A 25,251-nucleotide genomic window follows, 5' to 3' on the forward strand; every position below is an offset into this window, starting at 1 on the left:
TCAATTCTTCTTATGTAGGCGCGGCACGACGCCGCGCATCATGGAATACGGGAAATGCGGCTATTTTACCCATCAATAGGGGGCAGGCAATCATTGTTTACACAGGAGCTGCTCCAGTTCGTTCAATGACGTGACGGTCCAGGTTGGCGTAATGCCTTCCGGGGTTGTGCGGCCATGCGCGTTCAGCCAGACGGTAGCGATCCCGGCGTTCATGCCGCCTAAGATATCCGATTCGGCGGTATCCCCCACCATCAGCACGCGATTGCGGTCAGGGTTGCCGGCCTGGGCCAGCGCATAGTCAAAAATACGCGGGTCGGGTTTCGGGTAGCCGACCTCTTCTGAGATCACCAGCGCGTCGAAATGATCGCGCAGGCCGGTGCGTTCCAGGCGGATCTGCTGCAACGCGGTAAAACCGTTAGTGATGATCCCGAGCTTAGCTTTGCCTTTCAGGGAATCCAGCAGGGACACCGCGCCCGGCAGAGGCGCGCAGATCTCCGCCATGGCATTCAGGAAAGCCTCATTGAGTAGCCCAGGGCTGACCTTTAACCGTTCGGCCCAGGCGTCAAAGCGCTGATGCTGAAGCTGTAACGCCGTGATGGCACCGTTCTGGTAATCCACCCACAGCGGTTTGTTCACCGCCTGATAGTCCTGAAAATCTTCAGCGGTGAAGGTGACGCTATAGTCCATAAACATCCGCTGTAGGCCACCGAACGAGTCAAACGTAAACAGCGTTTCGTCGGCATCAAAGAAAATCCAGTCCCATTTCATCGTTACAACCTTATTTTAGTTATCCAAGCGGCAGAGCCATAATAATGGCGTCTTCACGTCCCTCTGCGGTGGGGTAGTAGTTACGGCGGATTGTCGCCTCGTTAAAGCCTAAGCTTTCATAGAGCGCGATGGCGGCGACGTTCGAGGCACGCACTTCCAGCCACAGGGTGAACACGTCGCGGGTTTCAAGCTCGCGAATGAGGTGCTCCAGCAGTTCTCTTCCCAGCCCGCGGCGCTGATAGGCAGGGTCAACCGCAATGTTAAACAGCGTGGCCTCATCGAGAACCACCTGCGTGATGGCAAACGCGGCGAGGGTGCCATCAACGTCCAGGCGCAGATTCAGGTACCGTTCGCCCTGATTGCTGGCGAACGTTTTTTCGCTCCACGGAAAAGCATGGGCGCGGGTTTCAATCGCGAACGCCGTCGTCAGATCGGCCGTCGTGAGGGAAGAAATTGTGTTCATATTCACAGATTTGTCGCCATAGCGCGCTGCGCGCTTTTGGGTTGGCTTTGAGTTCTTCCAGCGCAGGTGAGCAAATCTGGCCTCCCTCAAGGGATATTTCGTCGACGTCGCCCATCCGCCAGCTATTGCAGCGGCTGTCCGGTGGAAGCATCGCGACCCGTTCTGGTGTCAGCTGTAATACCTGATCCGGCGTCAGCTTCAGGCTACGAAGGACATCGCCAATCAGGATTTCATTCAGGGCAGGCAGCTCCTCCCCCACCATCACCAGGCGAACGTGCGCGGGGATGGAGATAGCGATTTCACCCTGCAACGCCGTCGGGCGACGCAAAGCCCACTGGGTAATACCCAGCTGCTGCAACTGCCAGTCTCGTCGGGATGTCATAGCGAAAACTCCTGTCTCTCAGGCGCGCAAATATAGCAAATGTGTCGAAACTACGCCATCTACCGACTATAATCCCCGCCTGAGTTTATTGAGGAACAATTCATGTCTGCATTTACCCCGGCAAGTGAAGTCTTGCTGCGTCACAGTGATGATTTCGAACAAAGCCGTATTCTGTTTGCCGGAGATATGCAGGATGACCTGCCTGCGCGTTTCGACTGTGCTGAAAGCCGTGCCCACACCCAGTATTACCACCACTGGCAGGTGCTGAGCCGCCAGATGGGCGAGCGCGCGCGTTTTAGCCTGGTGGCGGAGCCAGGCGATGTTGCCGACTGCGACACGCTGATTTACTACTGGCCGAAGAACAAGCCGGAAGCCCAGTTCCAGCTGATGAACCTGCTCTCCCTGCTGCCGGTCGGCTGCGATATTTTCGTGGTCGGCGAGAACCGCAGCGGCGTGCGCAGCGCGGAGCAGATGCTTGAAGAGTTCGCGCCACTGAACAAAGTCGACAGCGCCCGTCGCTGTGGCCTGTATCACGGGCGTCTTGAAAAACAGCCTGCCTTCGATGCAGAACAATTCTGGGACGAATATCAGTTAGACGCTCTGACCATCAAAACCCTGCCGGGCGTGTTCAGCCGCGATTATCTGGATGTCGGCAGTAAGCTGCTGTTATCTACCCTGACGCCGCACACCAAGGGCAAAGTACTGGATGTCGGCTGTGGCGCAGGCGTGCTGGCAACCGTGCTCGCCAGCCACTCGCCGAAAGTGCGTTTAACGCTGTGTGACGTGAGCGCCCCGGCGGTAGAAGCCAGCCGCGCAACGCTTGCGGCAAACGGGTTTGAAGGTGAGGTCATCGCCAGCAACGTCTTCTCTGACGTGACCGGCCGTTTTGACATGATTATCTCGAATCCGCCGTTCCACGACGGGATGGAAACCAGCCTGGAGGCCGCGCAAGCGCTTATCCGCGGTGCCGTCCGTCATCTTAACAGCGGTGGCGAGCTTCGTATCGTGGCGAACGCCTTCCTGGCCTACCCGAAAGTGCTGGACGAAACCTTTGGTTTCCACGAAGTGATTGCCCAGACCGGCCGCTTCAAGGTGTATCGCACCGTGATGACGCGTCAGGCTAAAAAGTAATCGTTAATCCTCCAGGCCGGATACGCGCAAGCGCTCTCCGGCCTTACGCCCTCTCTACCTGGCCCATCCGTCGACCATTTTTGCATCAATCGAGGCATCCCCCGCACTTTTCTGTTGACGTAAAGCTGAAAACATCTAGAATGCGCCTCCGTGGTTACGATACTTTTACAGTATCGATGGTATGCGAAGGTGGCGGAATTGGTAGACGCGCTAGCTTCAGGTGTTAGTGTCCTTACGGATGTGGGGGTTCGAGTCCCCCCCCTCGCACCATAAATCACGTTGATATTGCTCGCACTGGGCGAAGGTGGCGGAATTGGTAGACGCGCTAGCTTCAGGTGTTAGTGTCCTTAGGATGTGGGGGTTCGAGTCCCCCCCCTCGCACCAACGAGGCGATATCAAAAAAGTAAGATGACTGTGCGAAGGTGGCGGAATTGGTAGACGCGCTAGCTTCAGGTGTTAGTGTCCTTACGGATGTGGGGGTTCGAGTCCCCCCCCTCGCACCAATTATCTTACAACCCTTCTGTAGTCTCTCTCTGTTTTCCCGTGTTATCTCAAACTCATCATTATCACCAGCATTGCGCCGATTAACGCAACGCAGGATGGCAACAGCACAAAATGCCGTAGCTGCTTATGCCAGATCATCGCGGATGTCACCAGCAGTCCCGACACAATGATGATTTTCCAGACGTCGATGGAAAGGTCGGCAAACATCAGTCCGCTGATGATCGTCCCAGGCAGCAAGACCCCCCAACCACTTCCCAGCGCTCTGCTCAACATGGTATGCCCTCTCATATCGATAATGATAACCAATATCATATGATAGTAATTATCACTTGTCAGCATGCAGCAGGATAATTGATCGCCCTTTACCTTTCCTGTAATGACAGCAAATGTGTAAGGTGATAAATTGCACACCTGTTAACTACCTATAAAGTTTTTCTGATAATTATAAATAACGTTTTTTGCATCCATTCTTTAAAACCAACACCTATATATCTGTTTTAATTGAATTTTAATAAAACGCACGAATATGACATCACAATCCTGGCGGTCTTTAGTCAATAGTAAATATCAGTTATCGTTACGTTTGTTTTTATTATTGAATGCAACATCAGCGCTTTTCTCGGTGACAAACCCGCTCTATTCCATACGCGCGTTATCGTTCCCTCTGCTTGCCGTGTTAACGATCAGCACGGGCTTACTCGTCTGGCACGGGGTAAACAAAACCTTAAAGGTAAATATTCCGGCGGTGTCTGCGCTTTTTGGCGTCTTATGGGCCTGGCAGATCGCCTCTAAATTTTCGTTAATTACGCACGATCATTCGACCTATTTAATAATGGCGTTATTAACGGTGCTTTTTATCGGATCGCTGGCCTTCGCCAGCAATATCAAAGCGTTCACGCTGCACTCTTTGCCCGCCTTTATTGTCTGCCTGTGGTTAAGCGATCACGACAGCTGGATAAGAATGATGTTCTTTTTCGCGCTGCCCGTGGTAGCGATCGGCATTCATCATGTGCTGCAAAGACGTAACGACAAATTCGCCCAGGCGCTGCTTTCGCGTTTGCTTGAGGAACGAGAAACCCTGACCGATCTCAGCATGATGGACCCTCTCACCGGGCTGTATAACCGCCGGGGTCTGCAAAGCCGTCTGGATAACCTGCCCACGCCAGACAACGGTGAACACTTTGTGTTGCTGCTGGATATCGATCACTTTAAGGCCTACAACGACCATTACGGCCATATGATGGGTGACAAAGCACTGATGCGCGTCTCTGCGGCCATCCGCGACGCGGTGCGCTCACGCGATATCGTTGCCCGCTTTGGTGGCGAAGAGTTTATGGTTCTGCTGAGCAATATCTCGCTGGAGCATGCCCGGCAGACGGCGGAACATATTCGCCAGAAGGTGTACGATCTTAAAATTCCACATATGTTCAATGAAAGCGTCGCCACCAACGTGACCATCAGCATCGGTATTTCTATCTATCAGAATGAAGACGCTGAGCGCGCGCTGGAAAAGGCGGATAAAGCGCTTTATGAAGCCAAACATATGGGCCGGAATAACATCCTGTTGAGCGACGAGCTGCCGTCGGCCTGACGCGGCTTCGCACATCCAGGACAAAAGGCTTGCGATCGGTATGATCAATAGTTAGGATTGGCAATCATTATCATTTAGATTCACGTCAATCCTATGGCCACTCGTACCGCACATACCGTAGAGCCTCTCATCTGGCGAGCCCCCCTCTCCTCGGGTAGCGCTACGCTTGCGGATGCCATTCGGGATAAGATTGCTGAAACACGCGCGCATCTGCTGGATTTCATCAAGCTGGATGAGGTTCCGCCCCACCATGTGATGACGCTGGCGCAGTGGCGACGCCCTGCCGAACGCCAGTCTTTGCTGGCCGCCTATTCCGATCATATCTATCGCAACCAGCCTACGCTTGCGCGGGAAAATAAGCCGCTGCTCTCCCTGTGGGCGCAGTGGTATATCGGGCTGATGGTGCCCCCTCTCATGCTGGCGCTGTTGACTCAGGATTCGATGCTGGATCTCTCCCCGGAGTATTTCCACGTCGAGTTTCATGAGACGGGACGTGCCGCCTGCTTCTGGATCGATCTTCACGAGGACCGTCACTCAGCACATCTGTCCGCACAGGAACGCATGGAAAAGTTGGTCACTCAGGCGCTGATCCCGGTTATCGATGCGCTGGAAGAGACGGGCGAGATCAACGGGAAACTGATCTGGAGTAATACCGGGTATCTTATCCACTGGTATCTGACAGAGATGAAACCGCTGCTGGGTGACGAACAGGTTGATGCCCTTCGCCACGCCTGTTTCTTTGCCAAACAGCTTTCGGATGGTCGCGATAATCCCCTCTTCCGTACCGTCGTGCCGCGTGACGGGCTGCTGGTTCGTCGTACCTGCTGCCAGCGCTATCGTCTGCCGGATGTCCAGCAGTGCGGGGATTGTACGCTGAAATAAGCGTGTGATTGGCCGGATGGCGCTAACGCTTACCCGGCCTTGCTCCTCTGAAAATACCAAAAACGGCAACCACGCGTTGCCGTTTTGCGTTTACCTAGGCGACCTGCTGGTTTTCCTCTTCACTATTACGCTGCGCTTCTTCGGCTTCCTGCTCCAGCAGCTGCTTCTCGTACACCTTAAAGAACGGGAAGTAGATAATCGCCGACACGCACGCCAGCACAATCACCAGAATGGCTGCCCGGAAATCCCAGCCCAGCGCCCATGCAGCACCGATTGGCGCAGGTGCAGTCCAGGGCACAACAGAAATCACGCGGCCAATCAGATCGAACTTCATCGCCGACCATGCCAGCACGGCATTGACCATCGGCGCCAGCAGGAACGGAATAAAGAACACCGGGTTCATCACAATCGGCGTACCGAATATGACCGGTTCATTGATGTTAAAGAAGCTTGGCACCACGCTCAGACGGCCAATCGAGCGTAAATGCGCCGAGCGGCTGCGCAGATAGCAAATCACCAGCCCCATCGTTGCGCCCGAGCCGCCGATAACGATAAAGAACGTCCAGAAGGCTTCCATAAAGATGTGCGGCAGAGGCAGGCTGGACGCCAGCGCAGTCTGGTTTGCGCCGAGGTTGGTCAGCCAGAACATCTGCAGCATACCGGAGACAATTGCCGCGCCGTGAATACCGGCAAACCACAGTAAATGGCCAATCAGCACCGCCAGCAGGATCGCCGGAAGGGAGTCGGCGGCAGAAACCAGCGGTTTGAAGATAGACATGATGGCCTGCGGGATCAGCATGCCAAACTCAGACTGGATCAGCAGGCTCAGCGGATAGAGCGTCAGCACCACCACCAGCACCGGGATCAGCAGGTCAAACGAGTTCTTGATCATCGGTGGCACCTGATCGGGCAGGCGAATACCAATGTTGTAAGTTTTCAGGAAACGCATCAACTCAACGCAGTAGACCGCCACCAGAATCGCGGTGAAGATCCCGGTGCCGCCCAGGCTATCAACCGGCAGCGTGCCTTTGGTTTTAGGCGCGGCCACCAGCAAAAACGCCATCAGCGACAGCATCGCGCACATGAAAGGATCGAGCTGGTGCGACTTAACGTAATGCTTGCCCAGGTTGTAGGCGATGGCGGCACAGATATAGATGGACATAATGCCCATGGTCATATCAAACGGCGTCAGGATTTGCCCTTCAAATTGCTTCGCCATATCCAGCCATGCACGGGCAAAACCCCATGTGGTATCAGGCGAAAACGGTGGATAAGCAAACACCAGCAAGAATGAGCCAACGATCATGAACGGCATCGCGGAAATAAATCCGTCACGGATAGCCATAACATGACGCTGGGAGGAGATCCGCCCGGCTATCGGGCTGACGTAATTCTCGACGAAACGGAATATCAGATTAAAAGCAGCATGGTTGGCAGACATAAAGGATCTCCTGTCAGACGTTCATTACGGGCGCGGGGGCACCACACGTTGTTCCATACATCAGCTTCACAACCTTGCCGGCTTTTATACCCGCGGTACTGCTAAGATGAATTGATTTCATAATTTGCTCTTATTATTAGATACAGGGGACGTTACGTACTCAGTATTAATCTCCGCATCACGCTCTGCAACCGGTTACTGTAACCGGTTTCTGTGATTGTGAAGGCGATCCAGAAATCGGCCCAATGGGGTATTTGTTACTTAAGAGATATTTACAGAGGATAATTTCTTATGACAGATTACGCAGGATATTTGTCAGGAGGAAACAATGAGTTTGCAGTCTGTACAGCAGTTTTTTGCCGACAACGCACCGGATATAGAAGTGATCGAGCTTAGCCAAAGTACTGCAACCGTTGCGCTTGCCGCTGCAGCCCACCGCGTGGAGCCAGGACAAATCGCCAAAACCCTGTCGCTGAAGGTCAAAAATGAGGTAATCCTGGTAGTCGCAAAAGGCGATGCGCGGCTGGATAACAAAAAGCTGAAGGAGACGTTCGGCGCAAAAGCCCGCATGCTCAGCAGTGATGAGGTGGTGAACATCACCGGGCATCCCGTCGGCGGCGTCTGCCCGTTCGGACTGGAGAATCCCCTTTCGGTCTACTGCGACATCACCTTAAAACAGTACAGTGAAGTCTTACCTGCAGCCGGTGCTATCCACAGCGCCGTTCGGATTTCACCTGACAGAATGGCCGAATTGACGTCAGCAAAGTGGGTCGATGTGTGCGTGTAATCGCAGCGCCAGAAGAGCTCTGGCGCAGGCGTGATAAGTTACAGGAAGGCTGGCGACGTCAACACCGCACCGCGTATTTCGCGGGCAGGAAGATGCGTAATAATATCTGCCGCATCCAGCAACCCGACGTCAGAATTGACGCCCAGTTTGACCATCGCGTTGAATTTATGCGCCCGGATAGTCTTAATATTGCGCTCAAGCTGCGCGGCAATTTCCGGGATAGAATAGCCGTTGGACATGTAGCGCAGGATAGCCCGCTCCGTTGGGCTTAACATTCTGTTCTGGCTGACATGCCAGTGGTTCAGCATGTTTTCATTGACCCGATGCGTTTCGTTTAACAGCGCGACCAGCTCTTCCAGCAGCTGACTCAGGGGCACGGCTTTACTGATGATGCCATGAAGCCGCGAAGGAGAAAGATGGCTTATCAGCCTCGCTTCGACGTCATCAGAGGCCAGCACAATGCGCTGGATATTCCCGTGCGTAAACGTCAGATCCCGTAAACAGGCCAGGCAGTTACGACGCTCTTCACGTTCATCTGACAGTGAGTAGATCACTGAGAAAAATGGTATGTGGGGGAGCGCCGCTTTAAAGCTGTCGAACCGACTAAACATATGCATCTGATACTGGCTGAACTGAGGCAGGGTGAAGAGATGCTCCAGCCCAACGGCGCTCATTACGCAATTTTCGATGACGGCGATATGTCTTGTTGCTGTGGTCTTTTCCATTCCTCAAACTCTCCATAGGCCGACATTAAGCTCAGCTCTCGCATTCCCTGAGTACTGCTGATCCAGGCGTACATATCGGCGTTGCTGCGCAGAGACAACCGACGCATCGCACTGTTCTTTTGTGCGCTGACCGTTTTGTTGCTTTTCTTAAGCAGCGTTGCAATCTGGTTAATTCCCCAGCCCTTACCCAGCAGGCGTAGCACCTTGCGTTCAGAGTGCGTAAGCGCAACAAACTGCTCGCTCTCTTCGTCCAGGTCAGGGGTTTCTGGCATTAATAGGGTTTGGCTTATTCGCTCGGCACGTTCGCTGCCGGCACGAATTGCGCTTATCACCCCTTCAGTGGGTTCCATATCTGAAAGCAGTGTGCTTTCAGGGCGCATGAGCAGTTCGACCGCCAGAGGGTAGAGGGGGCGGGATACCAAAAATATCCAGTGAATATCTCTGTACTGATTCAGTAAGCCGTAATACTGTTCTAGCGTACCGCGAGGGTTCCGATAATCACCTGAAATATCGGCAATAATAACGTCAGCACGGCGAAGCTGAAGCAGGGTTAATTCCTGTAATGAACGACAGCAGGTCAGTTCGTAGTCGGGAAAATGACGCTCCATGAGCCCGCTCAACCCGCACTGCATCACGGGCACCTTACTAATAACAACGCCGTGCTTACTCTTCAATGGCAACATAGACCCTCCGTGTCCTTATTGATTGACATGAATATTAAAAGCCCTGAGGCTCAACCTGTTTTCATCCTTGTGGGCGAAATGGATTACGACGAGAAGAATGCGAGACAGATATAATTTAAGAAACGCCCAATACAGGACTAATATCTCACAGATAACAATTAAAATTAATTATATCGACATTAAAATAATGAAAATATAAAATTAGAAATAATTAATATATATTCTCACTATATATACGAAATACATTCACAATATAAATAATACAGCCGCATTTCTCGACTTTTCCTGGCCGCAGTTTGCACAAATCTTGATCTGGCCCAGAGCAAGGCAGGGCGCACTTTGTGTTAAAAGTAGACATTCAGGGCCATCAGGCAGGCTATCCATTTTCTCTTCAGGGCATCACATGCAGGCAGACCGGTCAACGCAACGTGCCACCACGCGACTCTGTATTCAGTGCGGGCTTTTTCTTTTACAGCACGGGGCGGAGAGCGCTCTGGTTGAGGAGCTGTCGACCCGCCTCGGGCTGGCACTGGGCATGGACTCGGTGGAAAGCTCCATCTCGTCCAACGCTATCGTGCTGACCACCATTAAGGACGGGCAGTGCCTGACATCCACCCGTAAAAACCACGATCGCGGCATCAACATGCACGTGGTGACAGAGGTGCAGCACATCGTCATTCTGGCGGAGCACAAGCTTCTCGACCTGAAAGAGTGCGAAAAACGTTTCAACCAGATCAAGCCGTTGCGCTACCCGCGCTGGCTGGTTGTGCTGATGGTGGGGCTGTCGTGCGCCTGTTTCTGCAAGCTGAACAGCGGCGGCTGGGACGGCGCAGCCATTACCTTCTTCGCCAGCAGCATCGCCATGTATGTCCGACAACTGCTGACCCACAGGCAGTTACACCCGCAGATTAACTTCTGCATCACCGCCTTCGTGGCGACGACGGTGTCGGGCCTGCTGCTGCGCCTGCCGGCCTTCACGAATACCTCAACCGTCGCCATGGCCGCCAGCGTGCTGCTGCTGGTTCCGGGTTTTCCGTTAATTAACGCCGTCGCCGATATGTTCAAAGGGCACATCAATACCGGCCTGGCGCGCTGGGCAATTGCCAGCCTGCTGACGCTGGCGACGTGCATTGGCGTGGTGATGGCCATGACGTTATGGGGGTTACGTGGATGGGCATAATCGAATTTCTGCTGGCCCTGGTTCAGGACATGCTGCTGGCCGCCATTCCCGCCATCGGCTTTGCGATGGTCTTCAACGTGCCGCAACGCGCCCTGCCCTGGTGTGCACTGCTGGGTGCCATCGGGCACGGCTCCCGCATGGTCATGATGACGGCGGGGTTTAATATCGAATGGTCAACCTTTATGGCCTCCATGCTGGTGGGCAGCATTGGCATACAATGGTCGCGCTGGTATCTGGCCCATCCCAAGGTCTTTACCGTTGCGGCGGTAATCCCCATGTTTCCCGGCATCTCGGCCTACACGGCCATGATTTCGGCGGTAAAAATCAGCCACTTCGGCTACAGCGAACCGCAAATGATCCTGCTGCTGAGCAATTTCCTCAAGGCCTCCTCCATCGTCGGTGCGCTCTCTATCGGCCTGTCGATCCCCGGGCTGTGGCTCTATCGCAAGCGTCCCCGCGTTTGACGTTTGAGTTCTCACGCAGGCAGGGTAATAATCCCTGCATTCTGTTTTGTGATGATAAGGAAAGGATGTGGCTAACGCTGGCAGCGAACTCCCCGATCACCCTGAAGGTGCGAGCCTGAAGGAAACGATTTTCCAAAGCGCTATCGCCCTGTTTGCCGAATATGGCCTGAACGGTGCCCGCATGGAGCAGATTGCCGAGAAAGCAGGCACCACCAAACGCATGGTGGTGTACCACTTCAAAAATAAAGAAAATCTCTATCTGCTGGCGCTGGAGTATGTCTACACCCAAATCCGGGCCAGCGAGAAAGCGCTCAGCCTTACCGATTTACCGCCGGTTGAAGCGCTGGTGCATCTGGTGGAAGCCACCTTTGACTACCACGCCGACCACCCGGACTACATCCGTATTATCTGCATGGAGAACATGCAGCGCGGGCGCTTTATGCAACAGTCCAGCTATTTGCGCCAGGTTAACCGCAGCGCGCTGGAGTTGCTGGAGGCGATTCTGCGACGCGGCAAGGCGAAGCAGCTCTTTAACCAGACGGTCGATGCCCGCGACCTGCACCGTTTAATCAGCAGCTTTAGCTTCCACTATGTTGCCAATAGCTACACCTTCACCCTGCTGTTTGAAGAGGGGGCGGACGAAGCGGCCCAGCGCGAACACTACCGGAAAATGGCGGTACAGGTTGCGCTGCGTTATACCTGTCCATAAAAATCGCTTGCAATTATATCGCGCACAATCTATCTTTATTTCATGAACGCAAAAACGAACGACACCACCGCTGCGCTGCTGCTGGATAACCAGCTCTGTTTTGCCCTTTACTCGGCAAATCTGGCGCTGAATAAGCTGTACCGGCAGTTGCTGGCGCCGCTTAACCTGACCTATCCTCAGTATCTCGTTATGCTGGTGCTGTGGGAGCAGGATGACATTACCGTGTCGGACATCGGTGAACGGTTGTTTCTGGATTCCGCAACGCTCACCCCCCTGCTGAAGCGTCTGGAGGGAGCCGGTCTGTTGACACGTCAGCGCTCACGCCAGGACGAACGTCAGGTCGCCGTCACGCTGACGGACGCCGGGCGCAGCCTGCAACAGCAGGCCACGGGGATCCCCCAGGCCGTGGGCTGTGCCGCCCAGTGCGACACCGACACGATGCTGGCGCTTAAGCACCAGCTGGAACTTTTGCGTCACCAGTTACACCGCGCGTAGCGCTATACGTTACGCGTTTTTATTACCCATATAAATCGCACGCTATTTAATAGCACAATTAAGCACAAGATGAGGAACCTGCCATGTCTTTAGAAAAAGTTGTCTACACTGCCAAAGCCAAAGCCACCGGAGGCCGCGATGGCCGCGCAACCTCTTCCGACGGCGTCCTCGACGTTAAGCTCGGCGTCCCAAAAGAGATGGGCGGCATGGGCGGTGACGTCACCAACCCTGAACAGCTTTTCGCGGCGGGCTACTCCGCCTGTTTCCTGGGGGCAATGAAATTTGTTGCTGCGCGCGACAAATTTACCCTGCCAAAAGAGGCCTTTATTGAGGGTGAAGTGGGTATCGGTCCACTGCCAACCGGCTTTGGTATTGAAGCAAAACTGAACATCCACGTTGAAGGCATGGATCCTGCAGAAGCCAAAAAGCTGGTGGACGCGGCCCATATCGTCTGCCCGTACTCTAACGCGACTCGCGGAAATATCGACGTGACGCTGAATATCATCGCGTAATGTCTGCCCTAACCCTCTCCTGTCGGAGAGGGTTAGCTTCCCCCTCCTTCCCCCCTTCTCTCTGTGCTACCATAAGCTCCAATCACGCCCGCAGTAATCAGTAGAGAAAGTGTTATGTCCTCCAGAATTCTGACCACCAGCATTGCTGGCATTGATGCCTTTATGCGCGATCCCCGCGGTGTGTTAACCCACGCCGAAGGCGGCACGCTTGCGGTATTTGCCGACAACGCGCCGGCGTTTTATGCGATAACGCCTGAACGTCTGGCACAGCTTTTGGACATCGAAGCGCGCCTGTCGCGCCCGGCGAGCGACGTCGCGCTGGACAACCAGTTCTTTGACGAGCCGGATAACACCCCCGTGGCCGTGCCGATGGGGAAATTCCCTATGTATTCTGGCTGGCAGCCGGATGCCGATTTTCAGCGTCAGGCGGCGCTGTGGGGTATTGCACTTTCCCAGCCCGTCACGCCGGAAGAGCTGGCCGCGTTCACCGCCTACTGGCAGGCCGAAGGCAAAGTATTCCATCATGTTCAGTGGCAGCAAAAGCTCGCCCGCAGCGTGCAGATCAACCGCGCCAGCAATAACGGGCAGCCCAAACGCGATATCAACGCGTTTTGTGAACCGGATAAACAGATCCCTAATGGATTCCGAGGTGCGAAATGAAAAACGTCGGCGACCTGATGAAACGTCTGCAGAAAATGATGCCTGCCAACGTCAAACCCGCGTTTACCACGGGTGAAGAGCTGCTCGCATGGCAAAAAGAGCAAGGCGAAATCCGCGCGGCCGCCCTCGCGCGTGAAAACCGCGCCATGAAAATGCAGCGCACGTTTAACCGCTCCGGGATTCGCCCGCTGCATCAGAACTGCTCTTTCGACAACTATAAGGTTGAAACGACCGGGCAGATGAACGCGCTTGCTGCCGCACGCCAGTACGTCAACGAATTCGACGGCAACATCGCCAGCTTTATCTTTAGCGGCAAGCCCGGCACCGGCAAGAACCACCTCGCGGCGGCCATCTGCAATGAACTCCTGCTGCGCGGAAAATCGGTGCTGATCATCACCGTGGCCGACATTATGTCTGCCATGAAAGACACCTTCAGCAACCGCGAGACCAGCGAAGAACAGCTGCTGAATGACCTGAGTAACGTCGATTTGCTGGTAATTGACGAGATTGGCGTTCAGACCGAGTCACGCTATGAAAAAGTGATCATCAACCAGATCGTCGACCGCCGCTCCTCCTCAAAACGTCCTACGGGCATGTTGACCAACCACAACATCGATGAGATGACTCGCCTGCTCGGGGAACGGGTGATGGACCGCATGAAGCTCGGCAACAGCCTGTATGTCATCTTCGACTGGGAAAGCTTCCGCAGCCGCGTCACCGGCAAAGAGTATTAGGATATTTCCAGGAAATGCGCGGGACCCAGGGGTATATACTGGGGCCACTTTTGCACCAGACGGATCTCATGAGTAGACCATTATGAAAAAACAGTTTCTTATCAGCACGTTTTTAGGCGCACTTCTCTTCACCGGCGCGGCACAGGCGGCGTCATGGCAGGAATCCCTCTCCAGCGCAGCCAACGAGCTTTCCAAAGAGAGCGCCAGCTCACAGGGCGGACTGTCGGCCTCGTCCCTCACCAGCCTGCTGGGTAACAGCGCCCAGAGCCTCAGCGCCGGAACCATGAACAACGCGGCGGGTATTTTGGGGTATTGCGCGAAGCAGAAACTGGCGTCCGTAACCGACACCGAAAACATTAAAAACCAGGTACTGGGCAAGCTGGGCCTGGACACTCAGGAGCAGAAGCAAGATACCAACTATATGGAGGGTATCGAAGGCCTGCTCAACGCACAAAACGGTCAGCAGCTTAACCTGAGCACGCTGGGCGACTCGGCGCTGGCGAAAAAGGTGAAAACCAAAGCCTGCGATCTGGTACTAAAACAAGGCGTTAATTTCCTCTCCTGATCGACCCCATTTTCTGCCACAACAGGCCGCGTTTATTGCGTTAACCTTGCGTCGCGGCCTTAAATGGGTGTTTTACCTTCCTGCCCCCGTCTTAGCGCCCACACGTCATGATGCGACCGCCTTCAAAAAAGTGATTTTATAAACCAAATCCTAACAACAGCACACTTTCGTGACACTAAAATTGCAGCTTAACGACTTCGCAATTACATTGTATTACCCAAAAAAGAATCAGTTAGCCAGCTAAGTAACTGGCATCATGAGGATATGCTGTTGTCAGAGTTAATGTCCCTTGCCCTTTTTCTGGCTTCCGTTGGCATTTATGCCTGGAAAGCTGGCCGTAACACCTGGTGGTTTATCGCTACCCTGGTGGTACTCGGCATTTTTGTTATTTTGAATATTACCCTCTATGCCAGCGATTACTTTACCGGCGACGGTATTAACGACGCGGTGCTTTATACCCTGACCAACAGCCTGACCGGCGCAGGAGTTAGTAAGTACATACTTCCGGGTATCGGCCTAGTTCTGGCGCTGGTAGTAATCTTCGGCACCCTGGCCTGGGTGCTGCGCCGTCGTCGGCATCATCCTCATCATGTCGGCTACAGCCTGCTGGCGCTGTGTCTGGCGCTGGCCTCCGTTGATGCCAGCCCGGCCTTCCACCAGATTACCGAGCTGGTCAAATCCCAGTCGCGCGATGGCGACCCGGATTTCATGGCCTGGTACAAAGAGCCGTCGAAAAAAATCGCCAGCCCAACGCTCAACCTGGTCTATATCTACGGCGAAAGTCTGGAGCGCACCTACTTCGATAACACCGCCTTCCCGAACCTGACGCCCGAACTTGGCGCGCTGAAAGATCAAGGGCTGGATTTCAGCCACACCATGCAGTTACCGGGTACCGATTACACCATTGCGGGGATGGTTGCCTCGCAGTGCGGTATCCCGCTCTTCGCCCCCTTTGAAGGTAACGCATCGGCATCGATGTCGAGTTTCTTCCCGCAGAATATTTGCCTCGGCGACATCCTGAAAAACTCCGGCTATGAAAACTATTTCATGCAGGGCGCAAACCTGCGATTTGCCGGTAAAGATGTGTTCCTGAAATCCCACGGTTTTGACCATCTGTATGGCTCAGAAGAGCTGAAAACCACCGTGGCCGATCCCACCTACCGTAACGACTGGGGCTTCTACGACGACACCGTTCTGGATGAAACCTGGAAAAAATTCGAAGAGCTTTCCCGCGCTGGCAAACGCTTCTCCCTTTTTGCCCTGACGGTGGATACGCACCACCCTGACGGCTTTGTCTCGCGTACCTGCAAGCGTAAAAGCTATGAGATCGACGGTAAAAACAACACTTCGTTCAGCGCCGTGACCTGTAGCCAGGAGCACATCGCCGCGTTAATCGAAAAAATCAAAGCCTCTCCGTATTTTAAAAACACGGTGATCGTGGTTTCTTCAGACCACCTGGCGATGAAAAACGGCGCGTGGGATCAGCTCAACAAGCACGACCGCAGCAACCTGTTCTTTGTTCTGCGCGGCGACCAGCCGCAGCAGGATGTGATTGCCACCAAACGTAACTCGATGGATAACGGTGCCACCGTGCTGGATATCCTGGGGGGCGATAACTTCATTGGCCTTGGGCGCAGTACGCTGTCGGGCCAGTCGCTGTCGGAAGTGTTCCTCAACATGAAGGAGAAAATCCTCGCCTGGAAGCCGGACATTATCCGCCTGTGGAACTTCCCGAAAGAGATGAAAGATTTCACCATCGATCGCGATAAAAAGATGATCGCGTTCTCCGGGAGCCATTTCCGCCTGCCGCTGCTGTTGCGCGTGTCGAACAACCGCGTTGAGCCGCTGCCGGAAAGCGAATACTCCGCACCGCTGCGCTTCCAGCTGGCCGACTTCGCCCCGCGCGACAACTTTGTCTGGGTTGACCGCTGCTACAAGATGGGCCAGCTCTGGTCACAGCCGCTGTCCCTCTCGACCGACTGGTGTGTCTCGCAGGGGCAACTGGGCGGAGAGCAGACCGTTCAGCATGTGGACAGCGCGCAATGGAAAGGCAAAACCGCGTTTAAAGAGACGGTTATCGATACCGCGCGCTATCAGCGAAACGTTGATATGCTCAAAATTGTTGATAACGACATTCGCTACAAAGCGGACAGCTTCATCTTTAACGTGGCAGGCGCGCCGGAAGAGGTTAAACAGTTCAGCGGAATTTCACGCCCGGAATCCTGGGGCCGCTGGTCTAACGCGCAGCTGGGCGATGAGGTGAAGATAGAATACACCCATCCGCTGCCGCAGAAATTCGATGTGGTGATCACCGCCAGGGCGTATGGCCCCAACGCCAACCGTCCGATACCGGTGAGGGTAGGCGATAGCGAACAGACGCTGACGCTGGGTAATGACGTGAGCACCACCACGCTGCACTTCGAGAACCCGTCCCGAAGCAACACGCTGGTGATTGTGCCGCCCGATCCGCAGTCTACCAATGAAGGCAATATTCTCGGCCACTCGCCCCGTAAGCTGGGGATAGGCATGGTTGAAATCAAAATCGTCAACCGCGAGAGTTAATCCCCGCAGCCCGGCGTTCTGCCGGGCTTAATAAACCCAGAATGAAAATCTTTATAAATATTATAAATCAGCCTTATTCACTAAATTTTAGATTAATCTATTTATAATTATTCTGTTAATTTCACTTACTTTAAAATGTCACCTTGTCATTCTTCATGCGAATAATTCCGCGATCGCCAGTATGGCGGGCTACTCTTAGATTACACGGTGATGACCCCTCAAAACACGCTTCCCCCCTTTCAGATTGTCATTCTGAGCGACAACTATTTTCTGTGGCTGGGCCTGACGACCCTCATCCCAACGATGATAACCCCCCGCCCGGATATCTTCTGGATTAACGAGGTGACCCCAAAAAATATCCTGCGCATGCGCGAGCAGGTGATGAACACGGCAGGCGACAGCGGCTGGCTACTCTTTACCGATGAACACCGCGTCAACGCGATCAACGTGTATCTGCCGAATGCGCGCGTCAAGGTGCTGAGCGGTAAACTCTCACTCAAGGAACTGAGCCAGCAGCTCAACAATGCCGACTTCACGGCTGAAAGCGAGCCCGAACCTACCCTCACCCGTCAGGAGTTACAGGTCTGCTCGCTGATCAGCAAAGGGATCAGCCTGGTGCGCATCGCGCAAATGCTGCACAAATCGCCCAAAACCATCTATACCCACAAGCGAAACGCGATGACCAAGTTCCGCTGCCAGAATCTGGCGGAATTTCACCAAAAAATTAGCCTGCTGAATCGGCCGTCGCGCTAGCGCTGATAACGTCCCCGAACCGATCGGCGTTATCCCAATCAGGATCAATGTTATCGGTAACATTTGCGTTAAAATAGCCGTCTGGTCTCATGGACGTTTACTCTTCGATCTCACTGTTTTTTACAACACGCTATGAAATACCTGCTCGCAGATGTCCTCGTCTATAACGATGAAGAGGGGACTTTTTCACATATCGATGCACCAGACGACGCGCATCAGATCCTTACCGGCACCGCAAATGCCGTGATGAAACTGCTGGTCCGCCACCATGGCAACGTCGTTGAACGCGAGCTGTTTTTCAGCGAGGTGTGGGACGCGCGCGGCGTGCAGGGTTCCAATAATTCGTTAAACCAGTACATCAGCATCCTGCGAAAACTGCTGGCAGGCTTCGTGCCAGAAAAGCCGGCAATCGTCACCGTGCCCAAAAAGGGGTTCATGCTGAGCGCCGACATCAGGGTACAGCCGCTGCCCGACCCCGCCGATAAGCACAGCGACGCACCGCGGTGCTTTCCGCCAGCGCTGGTGTTATGTACGTTTATTAACCTCGTTGCGATCGCGCTCTGTCTCTGGAACACCGGGGAAACGCAGACCCCGGCGCACGCCGAAATGTCCGCACGTTTTCTCGTCGGGGAGTGCCCTTTTATCGCCGCACCCCTGCGGACGGACGCGCTATACTTCCCGCCATGAAGATCACCTTTCGTACGACAACCCGAGAAGATGTGACTCACCTGCCCTCCATTGAGCGCGCAGCGGCCCAGCGTTTTCGTGACGTGCCGGCCCTCGCCTGGCTTGCAGAGAGTGCCGTCATCAGCGCAGAGCAGCACCTCGGCTACGTAGATCAAGACCTGAGCTGGCTGGCGCTGGCGAACGATCGTCCCGTCGGCTTTATCCTCGCAGAGGCGCATCCGGCGTCGCTGTTTATCGTAGAAGTGTCGGTCGATCCCGGCTGGCAGCAAAAAGGGTTAGGTCGGCGGCTGATCCACTGCGTGGCTGAAGCGGCGAAAGTGCGGGGGCTGACATCGCTGACGCTCACGACGTTCCGTGACGTCCCCTGGAACGCCCCTTTCTATGCGAAGCTGGGGTTTGCGGAAGTGGCAGATGAGGCGCTGACGCCCGAACTGCGGCAGAAAAGAGAGGAAGAGGCAGCGCACGGTTTCGCGTATGGCTCTCGCTGTGCCATGCGTCTGCCTCCTGGCTAATTAGAACGTTTCCCAGTTATCACCGGCGTCTGCCGTTGCGGCTTTACGCGCCATCATCGGTGCGGCAACGGTTTTCGCTGAGGCGATTTCACGCGCTTTCATCTGCTCCTGCTGAATGCGGAACACGGCAACCGCCTGCGTCAGGCGGCTGGCCTGTTCTTCCAGCGCCGCGGCCGCCGCAGCGGACTCTTCCACCAGCGAGGCGTTCTGCTGCGTGACGCGATCCATCTCGGCCACCGCCAGTCCCACCTGGTCGATACCGCGGCTCTGCTCGTCAGACGCAGAGGCGATTTCGCCCATGATGTCGGTCACGCGGGTGACCGCATTGACGATCTCACCCATGGTTTCACCGGCGCTTTCAACCAGCGTAGACCCAATCTCTACACGGCCCACGGAGTCTTCAATCAGGCTCTTGATTTCGCGTGCCGCCTGGGCGCTGCGCTGGGCCAGGTTACGTACTTCACCGGCCACCACGGCAAAGCCGCGACCCTGCTCGCCCGCACGCGCCGCTTCCACCGCCGCGTTCAGTGCCAGGATGTTGGTCTGGAAAGCAATACCGTCGATTACGCTGATAATGTCGGCAATTTTCTGCGAACTGCCCGCGATATCGCGCATGGTTTGCACCACATTATCCACTACCTTGCCGCCTTTCTGCGCGGTTTCGGAGGCGCTCAGGGCCAGGTTGCTGGCCTGACGGGCGTTCTCGGCGTTCTGCTTCACGGTTGCCGTCAGCTGTTCCATGCTGGCTGCGGTCTCTTCAAGAGACGCGGCCTGCTGCTCGGTACGGGAGGAGAGATCGTTGTTACCCATAGAGATTTCGCTCGCGCCGCTGTAAATGGCGTTCGCGCCGTTACGCACGTCGCCGACGGTACGCACCAGCTCGCCCTGCATATGGCGCAGGGAGTCGGCCAGCAGGCCCATTTCGTTGCTGCCGTCTACGTCGATGCGCTTCACCAGGTCGCCGCTGGCGATATGGCGAATACTGTCAACGAGGCGATTAAGCGGAGAGATCAGCGCCTGCTTAATGCCCAGCCAGACGGCCACAATCACCACCAGCACCGCAATCAGCACGCTTATCAGTACCCAGATGGCCTGGCTATAGGAGCTATTGCTGTCTTCTACCGCGGTTTGATACAGCTTGTCGTTCTGCTGCAGGTAGCTCACGTACTGCTTCTCGAAGCCATCCTGATAGCTCTGGGTAGGCTGGTCGAAGAAGGCGTTGATTTTGCCTGCGCCCAGCAGCTGGATCAGCTCAGCCAGCGCGCCGTGATAGATATCATAGTTACGCTTGATCTCCATCGCGGCGGCCTCGCTCTGACGCGGGTCGCGCGGCAGGGCTTCATAATCGGCCCAGTTTTTTTCCGCCTGTTTCAGGGATGCGGCGGCAATCTGCATCAGATCGTTAACGGTCGCGCCGCTGCCGATATTGCTCTGATCCATCATGTAGCGGATGCCCGCACGGTTGAGGGTATTACGGGTTTGCAGCAGTGCCACCCAGCTGCCGTTCAGCGTGGATTGCTGTTGGCGAATGGTTTGCAGAACGGTGAAATTCTCTTTGTCGTGCTTCAGCGCGTTAAAGAAAAGACCACCGGATGTCAGCTGTAGTAAGCCAAAAATGGCTAAAACCAGCAGCAAGCTGGTAACAATCTTGATACGATTTAACATGTTTTCTCTTTCCATCAGACAGATAACAGAATTTTCGGCCTGCGAGGAGAAAACTTTACGAAAATCGTACTAAATGTGGTGTTTATTCCAACGCATCACGCTCTTCACCGTTCCGGTCTCCCAGTGCGATAAATTCTTCCAGCAGTGCCGTGAGCTGTTTCATCTTTTCCGGCGTATATTCCGCCTCGATCCGCTGATAGGCCTCTTCAACCTCCGCCTGGGCATGTTGATACAGGGCGTTGCCCTCTTTGGTCAGCGACACGTACAGCTTACGCTGGTCGTTAACCGGCTTCAGGCGCAGCACCAGGCCGTCGCGCTCCATACGCGTGAGGATGCCCGTCAGGCTCGGGCGCAAAATACAGGTCCGAAACGCCAGGTCGTGAAAGTCCATCGACGGATGTTCGGCCAGCACGCGCACGATGCGCCACTGCTGCTCGGTCAGGTTATGCCGCTTCACGATGGGCCGGAAGTACGACATCGCCGCTTCCCTCGCCTGAAGCAGGGCGATGGTTAATGAGTCATGCATAGCGCTCCCCGATAATCATTAACACGTAAACAATTAGAATAAGATGTTTTTATAAACAACGCGTTTTTCCGTAAAAAGTCTAACAGAAAGCGCTCACTTTTATTAAGCACATGATTACAAAAGACTTTAGAACCAGATTGTAAATTTATTGTTATTCATATCACAAATTTTTCACTTGTGATTGCGAAATGACCAGCAAAAGCATAAAACCAGATCATTAACATATTAATGAAATCACGGCCCGGTCCTCCGGCCCGAGGAGTATGTCAATGAAAGGTACTGTTTTTGCCGTCGCGTTAAACCACCAGAGCCAGCGTGATGCCTGGCGCGAGGCGTTTGAAAAAGCGCCCTACACCACGCCGCCGAAAACCGCGGTGTGGTTTATCAAACCGCATAACACGGTGATCTCAACAGGCGAGCCGATCCCGTTCCCGGCAGGTGAAACGGTGCTCAGCGGCGCAACGGTCGCGCTGGTGGTGGGCAAAACGGCCCGCCGCGTTCGCGTTGAGGACGCCGGGCAGTACATCGCCGGCTACGCGCTGGCTAACGAAGTGAGCCTGCCGGAAGAGAGCTTTTACCGCCCGGCAATCAAGGCGAAATGCCGGGACGGATTTTGCCCGCTTGGCGAGTTGGTCGCCGTCGACAGTGTAGATAACCTGACCATCATCACCGACATCAATGGCCGCGAAGCGGATCGCTGGAACACCGCCGATCTCCAGCGAAACGCAGCCGAGCTGCTGAGCGCGCTGAGCGAATTCGCCACCCTTAACCCCGGCGATGCCATTCTGCTCGGCACCCCGCATCACCGCGTGGCGCTGCGCCCCGGCGATCGGGTGCGCGTGCTGGCAGAAGGCTTCCCGCCGCTGGAAAACCCGGTAGTGGATGAACGCGACGTCGCCATTACACCGGCCACGCCCCCGCACGCCACGCTGTTTGCCCTCGGGCTGAACTACGCCGATCACGCCAGCGAACTGGCCTTCACCCCGCCCACCGAGCCGCTGGTATTTATTAAAGCGCCGAACACCCTTAACGGTGATAACCAGACGTCGGTGCGCCCGAACAACGTCGAGTACATGCACTATGAGGCGGAGCTGGTAGTGGTCATCGGCAAAACCGCGCGTAAGGTCAGTGAGGCCGACGCGATGGACTTTGTTGCGGGCTACACCGTCTGCAACGATTACGCCATCCGCGACTATCTCGAAAACTACTACCGCCCCAACCTGCGGGTGAAAAGCCGCGACGGGCTAACGCCGATCGGCCCGAACATCGTGCCGAAAGCCGCCATTCCCGATCCGCACAATCTCACCCTGCGCACCTTCGTCAACGGCGAACTGCGACAGCTTGGCACGACGGCAGATCTGATCTTCAGCATCCCGTTCCTGATTGCGTACCTGAGCGATTTTATGACCCTGCAGCCAGGCGACATGATCGCCACCGGCACGCCGAAGGGGCTCTCCGACGTGGTCCCGGGCGATGAAGTGGTGGTGGAAGTGGAAGGCGTAGGTCGCCTGGTCAACCGGATTGTCAGCGAGGAGACGACAAAATGAAAAAGATAAACCATTGGATCAACGGCAAAAACGTGGCGGGTAGCGACTACTTCCACACCACCAACCCGGCCTCCGGCGAGGTATTAGCGGAAGTCGCCGCCGGCGGTGAAGCGGAGATCCATCAGGCGGTCGCCGCCGCGAAAGAAGCCTTCCCGAAATGGGCCAACCTGCAGATGAAAGAGCGCGCGCGCCTGATGCGCCGCCTGGGGGATCTGATCGACGAGAACGTCCCGGCGATCGCCGCCTTGGAGACCGCTGACACCGGCCTGCCGATCCACCAGACCAAAAACGTGCTGATCCCGCGCGCCTCGCACAACTTCGCGTTCTTCGCCGAGGTGTGCCAGCAAATGAACGGCAAAACCTACCCGGTCGACGACACCATGCTCAACTACACCCTGGTGCAGCCGGTGGGCGTGTGCGCGCTGGTCTCGCCGTGGAACGTGCCGTTTATGACCGCCACCTGGAAGGTCGCGCCGTGCCTGGCGCTGGGCAACACTGCGGTACTGAAGATGTCTGAACTCTCACCGCTGACCGCCGACCGCTTAGGCGAGCTGGCGCTGGAGGCGGGTATCCCGGCGGGGGTGCTGAACGTGGTGCAGGGCTATGGCGCGACGGCCGGCGATGCGCTGGTGCGCCATCACGACGTGCGTGCCGTCTCGTTCACTGGCGGCACCGCCACCGGGCGCAACATCATGAAAAACGCCGGGCTGAAAAAATACTCTATGGAGCTGGGCGGCAAATCGCCGGTGCTGATTTTTGACGATGCCGACATCGAGCGCGCCCTGGACGCTGCCCTGTTCACCATCTTCTCGATCAACGGCGAGCGCTGCACCGCAGGCTCGCGCATTTTCATTCAGCAGAGCATCTACACGGAATTCGTCAAACGCTTCGCCGAACGCGCCAGCCGCCTGCGCGTGGGCGACCCGACCGATCCGAACACCCAGGTTGGCGCGCTGATAAGCGCCCAGCACTGGGAAAAAGTCTCCGGCTATATCCGCCTCGGTCTTGAGGAAGGGGCGACCCTGCTGGCGGGCGGGCCGGATAAACCCACCGATCTGCCAGCGCACCTGAAGGGCGGCAACTTCCTGCGCCCGACGGTGCTGGCGGATGTCGATAACCGGATGCGCGTGGCGCAGGAGGAGATCTTCGGGCCGGTGGCCTGCCTGCTGCCCTTTAAGGACGAAGCGGAAGGCCTGCGCCTGGCGAACGACGTGGAGTATGGTCTGGCGTCTTATATCTGGACCCAGGACGTCAGCAAAGTGCTGCGCCTGGCGCGCAACATCGAAGCGGGTATGGTGTTTGTCAACACTCAGAACGTGCGCGACCTGCGCCAGCCGTTTGGCGGCGTGAAGGCCTCCGGCATCGGGCGCGAGGGCGGCGAGTACAGCTTTGAGGTGTTCGCCGAGATGAAAAACGTCTGCATCTCGATGGGCAACCATCCGATTCCAAAGTGGGGTATCTGATATGGGCACCTTAGCGTTAGCGGCAAAAATCACCCACGTGCCGTCGATGTACCTTTCCGAGCTGCCGGGCAAAAACCACGGTTGCCGCCAGTCGGCCATTGACGGGCACAAAGAGATCAGCAAGCGCTGCCGCGAGCGGGGGGTCGATACCATTATCGTGTTCGACACCCACTGGCTGGTGAACAGCGCCTATCACATTAACTGTGCGGACCATTTTTCCGGCGTCTACACCAGCAACGAGCTGCCGCACTTTATCCGCGACATGACCTACGACTACGACGGCAACCCGGAACTCGGGCAGTTGATCGCCGACGAGGCGGTGAAGCTCGGCGTGCGCGCCAAAGCGCACAACATCCCGAGCCTGAAGCTGGAGTACGGCACCCTGGTGCCAATGCGCTATATGAACGCGGATAAACACTTCAAAGTGATCTCCATTTCGGCGTTCTGCACCGTTCACGATTTTGCCGACAGCCGCAGGCTCGGCGAGGCCATCGTCAGCGCCATCGAAAAATACGACGGCACCGTGGCGGTGCTCGCCAGCGGTTCGCTCTCGCATCGCTTTATTGACGACCAGCGCGCGGAAGAAGGGATGAACAGCTACACCCGCGAGTTTGACCGTCAGATGGACGAGCGCGTGGTCAAGCTGTGGCGCGGGGGCCAGTTCAAAGAATTTTGCAGCATGCTGCCGGAGTACGCCGACTACTGCTACGGCGAAGGCAACATGCACGACACGGTGATGCTGCTGGGGATGCTCGGCTGGGACAAATACGACGGCAAAGTGGAGTTCCTCACCGAGCTGTTCGCCAGCTCCGGTACCGGTCAGGTTAACGCCGTTTTCCCGCTGCCCGCGTAAGGAGCCA

28 protein-coding genes and 3 tRNA genes are annotated in these 25,251 nt (G+C 55.5%); 22 read left to right on the plus strand and 9 right to left on the minus strand.

Features of this window, described 5'->3' with window-relative positions; translation table 11 throughout:
- Nucleotides 1-90: 90 nt before the first annotated feature.
- Genes yjjG through ACWKX3_RS13175 form a run of 3 tightly spaced genes read right to left on the minus strand, consistent with a single transcriptional unit; the run spans nt 91 to nt 1,613 of the window.
- On the minus strand, nt 91-768 hold the full coding sequence (yjjG, locus tag ACWKX3_RS13165) for a pyrimidine 5'-nucleotidase (RefSeq protein WP_058609624.1): 678 nt from the start codon (nt 766-768) through the stop codon (nt 91-93).
- A 19-nt stretch (nt 769-787) separates the two neighbouring features.
- Nucleotides 788-1,231 carry a ribosomal protein S18-alanine N-acetyltransferase gene (gene rimI, locus ACWKX3_RS13170; RefSeq protein WP_006174067.1) on the minus strand — a complete coding sequence of 148 codons (444 nt, stop codon included), beginning with the start codon at nt 1,229-1,231 and terminating at the stop codon, nt 788-790.
- Nucleotides 1,176-1,613, minus strand: coding sequence for a DNA polymerase III subunit psi (locus ACWKX3_RS13175; protein WP_102891472.1), 438 nt, complete (start codon nt 1,611-1,613; stop codon nt 1,176-1,178). The genes rimI and ACWKX3_RS13175 overlap by 56 nt, the downstream gene beginning before the upstream one ends.
- A 102-nt stretch (nt 1,614-1,715) precedes the next feature.
- Here ACWKX3_RS13175 and rsmC point away from each other — a divergent pair, with 102 nt between their 5' ends.
- The 4 genes from rsmC (at nt 1,716) to ACWKX3_RS13195 (ending at nt 3,247) form a co-directional block, all read left to right on the plus strand.
- Nucleotides 1,716-2,744: a 16S rRNA (guanine(1207)-N(2))-methyltransferase RsmC gene (gene rsmC / locus ACWKX3_RS13180; RefSeq protein ID WP_137272877.1), complete on the plus strand. Its 1,029-nt coding sequence runs from the start codon at nt 1,716-1,718 to the stop codon at nt 2,742-2,744.
- A 183-nt stretch (nt 2,745-2,927) separates the two neighbouring features.
- Nucleotides 2,928-3,014 (plus strand) — tRNA-Leu (locus ACWKX3_RS13185).
- A gap of 28 nt (nt 3,015-3,042) precedes the next feature.
- Nucleotides 3,043-3,128 (plus strand) — tRNA-Leu (locus ACWKX3_RS13190).
- Between the two features lie 32 nt (nt 3,129-3,160).
- Nucleotides 3,161-3,247 (plus strand) — tRNA-Leu (locus ACWKX3_RS13195).
- Between the two features lie 43 nt (nt 3,248-3,290).
- Here ACWKX3_RS13195 and ACWKX3_RS13200 read toward each other — a convergent pair.
- Nucleotides 3,291-3,560 carry a DUF1435 domain-containing protein gene (locus ACWKX3_RS13200; protein ID WP_404600470.1) on the minus strand — a complete coding sequence of 90 codons (270 nt, stop codon included), beginning with the start codon at nt 3,558-3,560 and terminating at the stop codon, nt 3,291-3,293.
- Nucleotides 3,561-3,774: 214 nt separating this feature from the next.
- Here ACWKX3_RS13200 and ACWKX3_RS13205 point away from each other — a divergent pair, with 214 nt between their 5' ends.
- On the plus strand, nt 3,775-4,839 hold the full coding sequence (locus ACWKX3_RS13205) for a GGDEF domain-containing protein (RefSeq protein WP_042319329.1): 1,065 nt from the start codon (nt 3,775-3,777) through the stop codon (nt 4,837-4,839).
- A 93-nt stretch (nt 4,840-4,932) separates the two neighbouring features.
- Complete coding sequence (fhuF, locus tag ACWKX3_RS13210) at nt 4,933-5,721, plus strand: siderophore-iron reductase FhuF (protein WP_454541923.1); 789 nt, start codon at nt 4,933-4,935, stop codon at nt 5,719-5,721.
- A 94-nt stretch (nt 5,722-5,815) separates the two neighbouring features.
- Here the strand turns inward: fhuF and ACWKX3_RS13215 are convergent, their stop codons facing one another.
- A complete protein-coding gene (locus tag ACWKX3_RS13215; RefSeq protein ID WP_006174078.1) occupies nt 5,816-7,162 on the minus strand; it encodes a PTS cellobiose transporter subunit IIC in 1,347 nt (448 codons plus the stop codon).
- 328 nt (nt 7,163-7,490) lie between these two features.
- On the opposite strand from ACWKX3_RS13215, the gene ACWKX3_RS13220 reads away from it, so the two are divergent.
- Nucleotides 7,491-7,949: a YbaK/EbsC family protein gene (locus tag ACWKX3_RS13220; protein ID WP_006174080.1), complete on the plus strand. Its 459-nt coding sequence runs from the start codon at nt 7,491-7,493 to the stop codon at nt 7,947-7,949.
- A gap of 38 nt (nt 7,950-7,987) precedes the next feature.
- Here the strand turns inward: ACWKX3_RS13220 and bglJ are convergent, their stop codons facing one another.
- Together bglJ and ACWKX3_RS13230 are read right to left on the minus strand one after the other, a co-directional pair.
- The gene (gene bglJ, locus ACWKX3_RS13225) at nt 7,988-8,623 is read right to left on the minus strand and encodes a DNA-binding transcriptional activator BglJ (protein ID WP_006174082.1); all 636 of its coding nucleotides are present in this window, start codon (nt 8,621-8,623) and stop codon (nt 7,988-7,990) included.
- Nucleotides 8,623-9,357, minus strand: a complete 735-nt coding sequence (locus ACWKX3_RS13230) for a helix-turn-helix transcriptional regulator (RefSeq protein WP_006174084.1) — start codon at nt 9,355-9,357, stop codon at nt 8,623-8,625. The genes bglJ and ACWKX3_RS13230 overlap by 1 nt, the downstream gene beginning before the upstream one ends.
- A gap of 403 nt (nt 9,358-9,760) precedes the next feature.
- Between ACWKX3_RS13230 and ACWKX3_RS13235 the strand changes: the two genes are divergently transcribed.
- The 12 genes from ACWKX3_RS13235 (at nt 9,761) to ACWKX3_RS13290 (ending at nt 19,190) form a co-directional block, all read left to right on the plus strand.
- Entirely contained in the window at nt 9,761-10,537 is a 777-nt protein-coding gene (locus tag ACWKX3_RS13235; protein WP_088208814.1) for a threonine/serine exporter family protein, read from the plus strand.
- Nucleotides 10,528-11,001, plus strand: a complete 474-nt coding sequence (locus ACWKX3_RS13240) for a threonine/serine exporter (RefSeq protein WP_006174088.1) — start codon at nt 10,528-10,530, stop codon at nt 10,999-11,001. The genes ACWKX3_RS13235 and ACWKX3_RS13240 overlap by 10 nt, the downstream gene beginning before the upstream one ends.
- A 67-nt stretch (nt 11,002-11,068) precedes the next feature.
- Nucleotides 11,069-11,710: a TetR family transcriptional regulator gene (locus ACWKX3_RS13245; protein ID WP_006174089.1), complete on the plus strand. Its 642-nt coding sequence runs from the start codon at nt 11,069-11,071 to the stop codon at nt 11,708-11,710.
- 42 nt (nt 11,711-11,752) lie between these two features.
- Entirely contained in the window at nt 11,753-12,205 is a 453-nt protein-coding gene (locus ACWKX3_RS13250) for a MarR family winged helix-turn-helix transcriptional regulator (RefSeq protein ID WP_006174090.1), read from the plus strand.
- An 83-nt stretch (nt 12,206-12,288) separates the two neighbouring features.
- On the plus strand, nt 12,289-12,717 hold the full coding sequence (locus ACWKX3_RS13255) for an organic hydroperoxide resistance protein (protein WP_006174091.1): 429 nt from the start codon (nt 12,289-12,291) through the stop codon (nt 12,715-12,717).
- Between the two features lie 114 nt (nt 12,718-12,831).
- Nucleotides 12,832-13,377 carry a primosomal protein DnaT gene (dnaT, locus tag ACWKX3_RS13260; RefSeq protein WP_006174092.1) on the plus strand — a complete coding sequence of 182 codons (546 nt, stop codon included), beginning with the start codon at nt 12,832-12,834 and terminating at the stop codon, nt 13,375-13,377.
- Entirely contained in the window at nt 13,374-14,111 is a 738-nt protein-coding gene (gene dnaC, locus ACWKX3_RS13265) for a DNA replication protein DnaC (protein ID WP_006174093.1), read from the plus strand. The genes dnaT and dnaC overlap by 4 nt, the downstream gene beginning before the upstream one ends.
- Nucleotides 14,112-14,193: 82 nt before the next feature.
- Entirely contained in the window at nt 14,194-14,676 is a 483-nt protein-coding gene (locus tag ACWKX3_RS13270) for a DUF2501 domain-containing protein (RefSeq protein WP_454541924.1), read from the plus strand.
- Nucleotides 14,677-14,946: 270 nt separating this feature from the next.
- On the plus strand, nt 14,947-17,238 hold the full coding sequence (opgB, locus tag ACWKX3_RS13275) for a phosphatidylglycerol--membrane-oligosaccharide glycerophosphotransferase (protein ID WP_088208910.1): 2,292 nt from the start codon (nt 14,947-14,949) through the stop codon (nt 17,236-17,238).
- A gap of 210 nt (nt 17,239-17,448) precedes the next feature.
- On the plus strand, nt 17,449-17,991 hold the full coding sequence (locus tag ACWKX3_RS13280) for a helix-turn-helix transcriptional regulator (protein WP_006174097.1): 543 nt from the start codon (nt 17,449-17,451) through the stop codon (nt 17,989-17,991).
- Nucleotides 17,992-18,123: 132 nt separating this feature from the next.
- Nucleotides 18,124-18,678, plus strand: coding sequence for a winged helix-turn-helix domain-containing protein (locus ACWKX3_RS13285; RefSeq protein ID WP_058609617.1), 555 nt, complete (start codon nt 18,124-18,126; stop codon nt 18,676-18,678).
- Nucleotides 18,675-19,190 (plus strand): GNAT family N-acetyltransferase, encoded by a 516-nt coding sequence (locus ACWKX3_RS13290; RefSeq protein ID WP_454541925.1) that lies wholly within the window; start codon nt 18,675-18,677, stop codon nt 19,188-19,190. Before ACWKX3_RS13285 ends, ACWKX3_RS13290 begins: the two co-directional genes overlap by 4 nt.
- Here the strand turns inward: ACWKX3_RS13290 and tsr are convergent, their stop codons facing one another.
- Together tsr and hpaR are read right to left on the minus strand one after the other, a co-directional pair.
- Nucleotides 19,191-20,855: a methyl-accepting chemotaxis protein gene (gene tsr / locus ACWKX3_RS13295; RefSeq protein WP_042319331.1), complete on the minus strand. Its 1,665-nt coding sequence runs from the start codon at nt 20,853-20,855 to the stop codon at nt 19,191-19,193.
- Nucleotides 20,856-20,937: 82 nt separating this feature from the next.
- Entirely contained in the window at nt 20,938-21,381 is a 444-nt protein-coding gene (hpaR, locus tag ACWKX3_RS13300) for a homoprotocatechuate degradation operon regulator HpaR (protein ID WP_006174104.1), read from the minus strand.
- Between the two features lie 269 nt (nt 21,382-21,650).
- Here hpaR and hpaG point away from each other — a divergent pair, with 269 nt between their 5' ends.
- The 3 genes from hpaG to hpaD are packed head-to-tail and all read left to right on the plus strand — an operon-like array spanning nt 21,651 to nt 25,244.
- Complete coding sequence (gene hpaG, locus ACWKX3_RS13305) at nt 21,651-22,928, plus strand: 4-hydroxyphenylacetate degradation bifunctional isomerase/decarboxylase (RefSeq protein ID WP_153681944.1); 1,278 nt, start codon at nt 21,651-21,653, stop codon at nt 22,926-22,928.
- Entirely contained in the window at nt 22,925-24,391 is a 1,467-nt protein-coding gene (gene hpaE, locus ACWKX3_RS13310) for a 5-carboxymethyl-2-hydroxymuconate semialdehyde dehydrogenase (RefSeq protein ID WP_454541926.1), read from the plus strand. Before hpaG ends, hpaE begins: the two co-directional genes overlap by 4 nt.
- 1 nt (nt 24,392) lies before the next feature.
- Complete coding sequence (hpaD, locus tag ACWKX3_RS13315) at nt 24,393-25,244, plus strand: 3,4-dihydroxyphenylacetate 2,3-dioxygenase (protein ID WP_153688989.1); 852 nt, start codon at nt 24,393-24,395, stop codon at nt 25,242-25,244.
- The last annotated feature ends 7 nt before the right edge of the window (nt 25,245-25,251 follow it).

Source organism: Enterobacter sp. UPMP2052 (assembly GCF_053709675.1).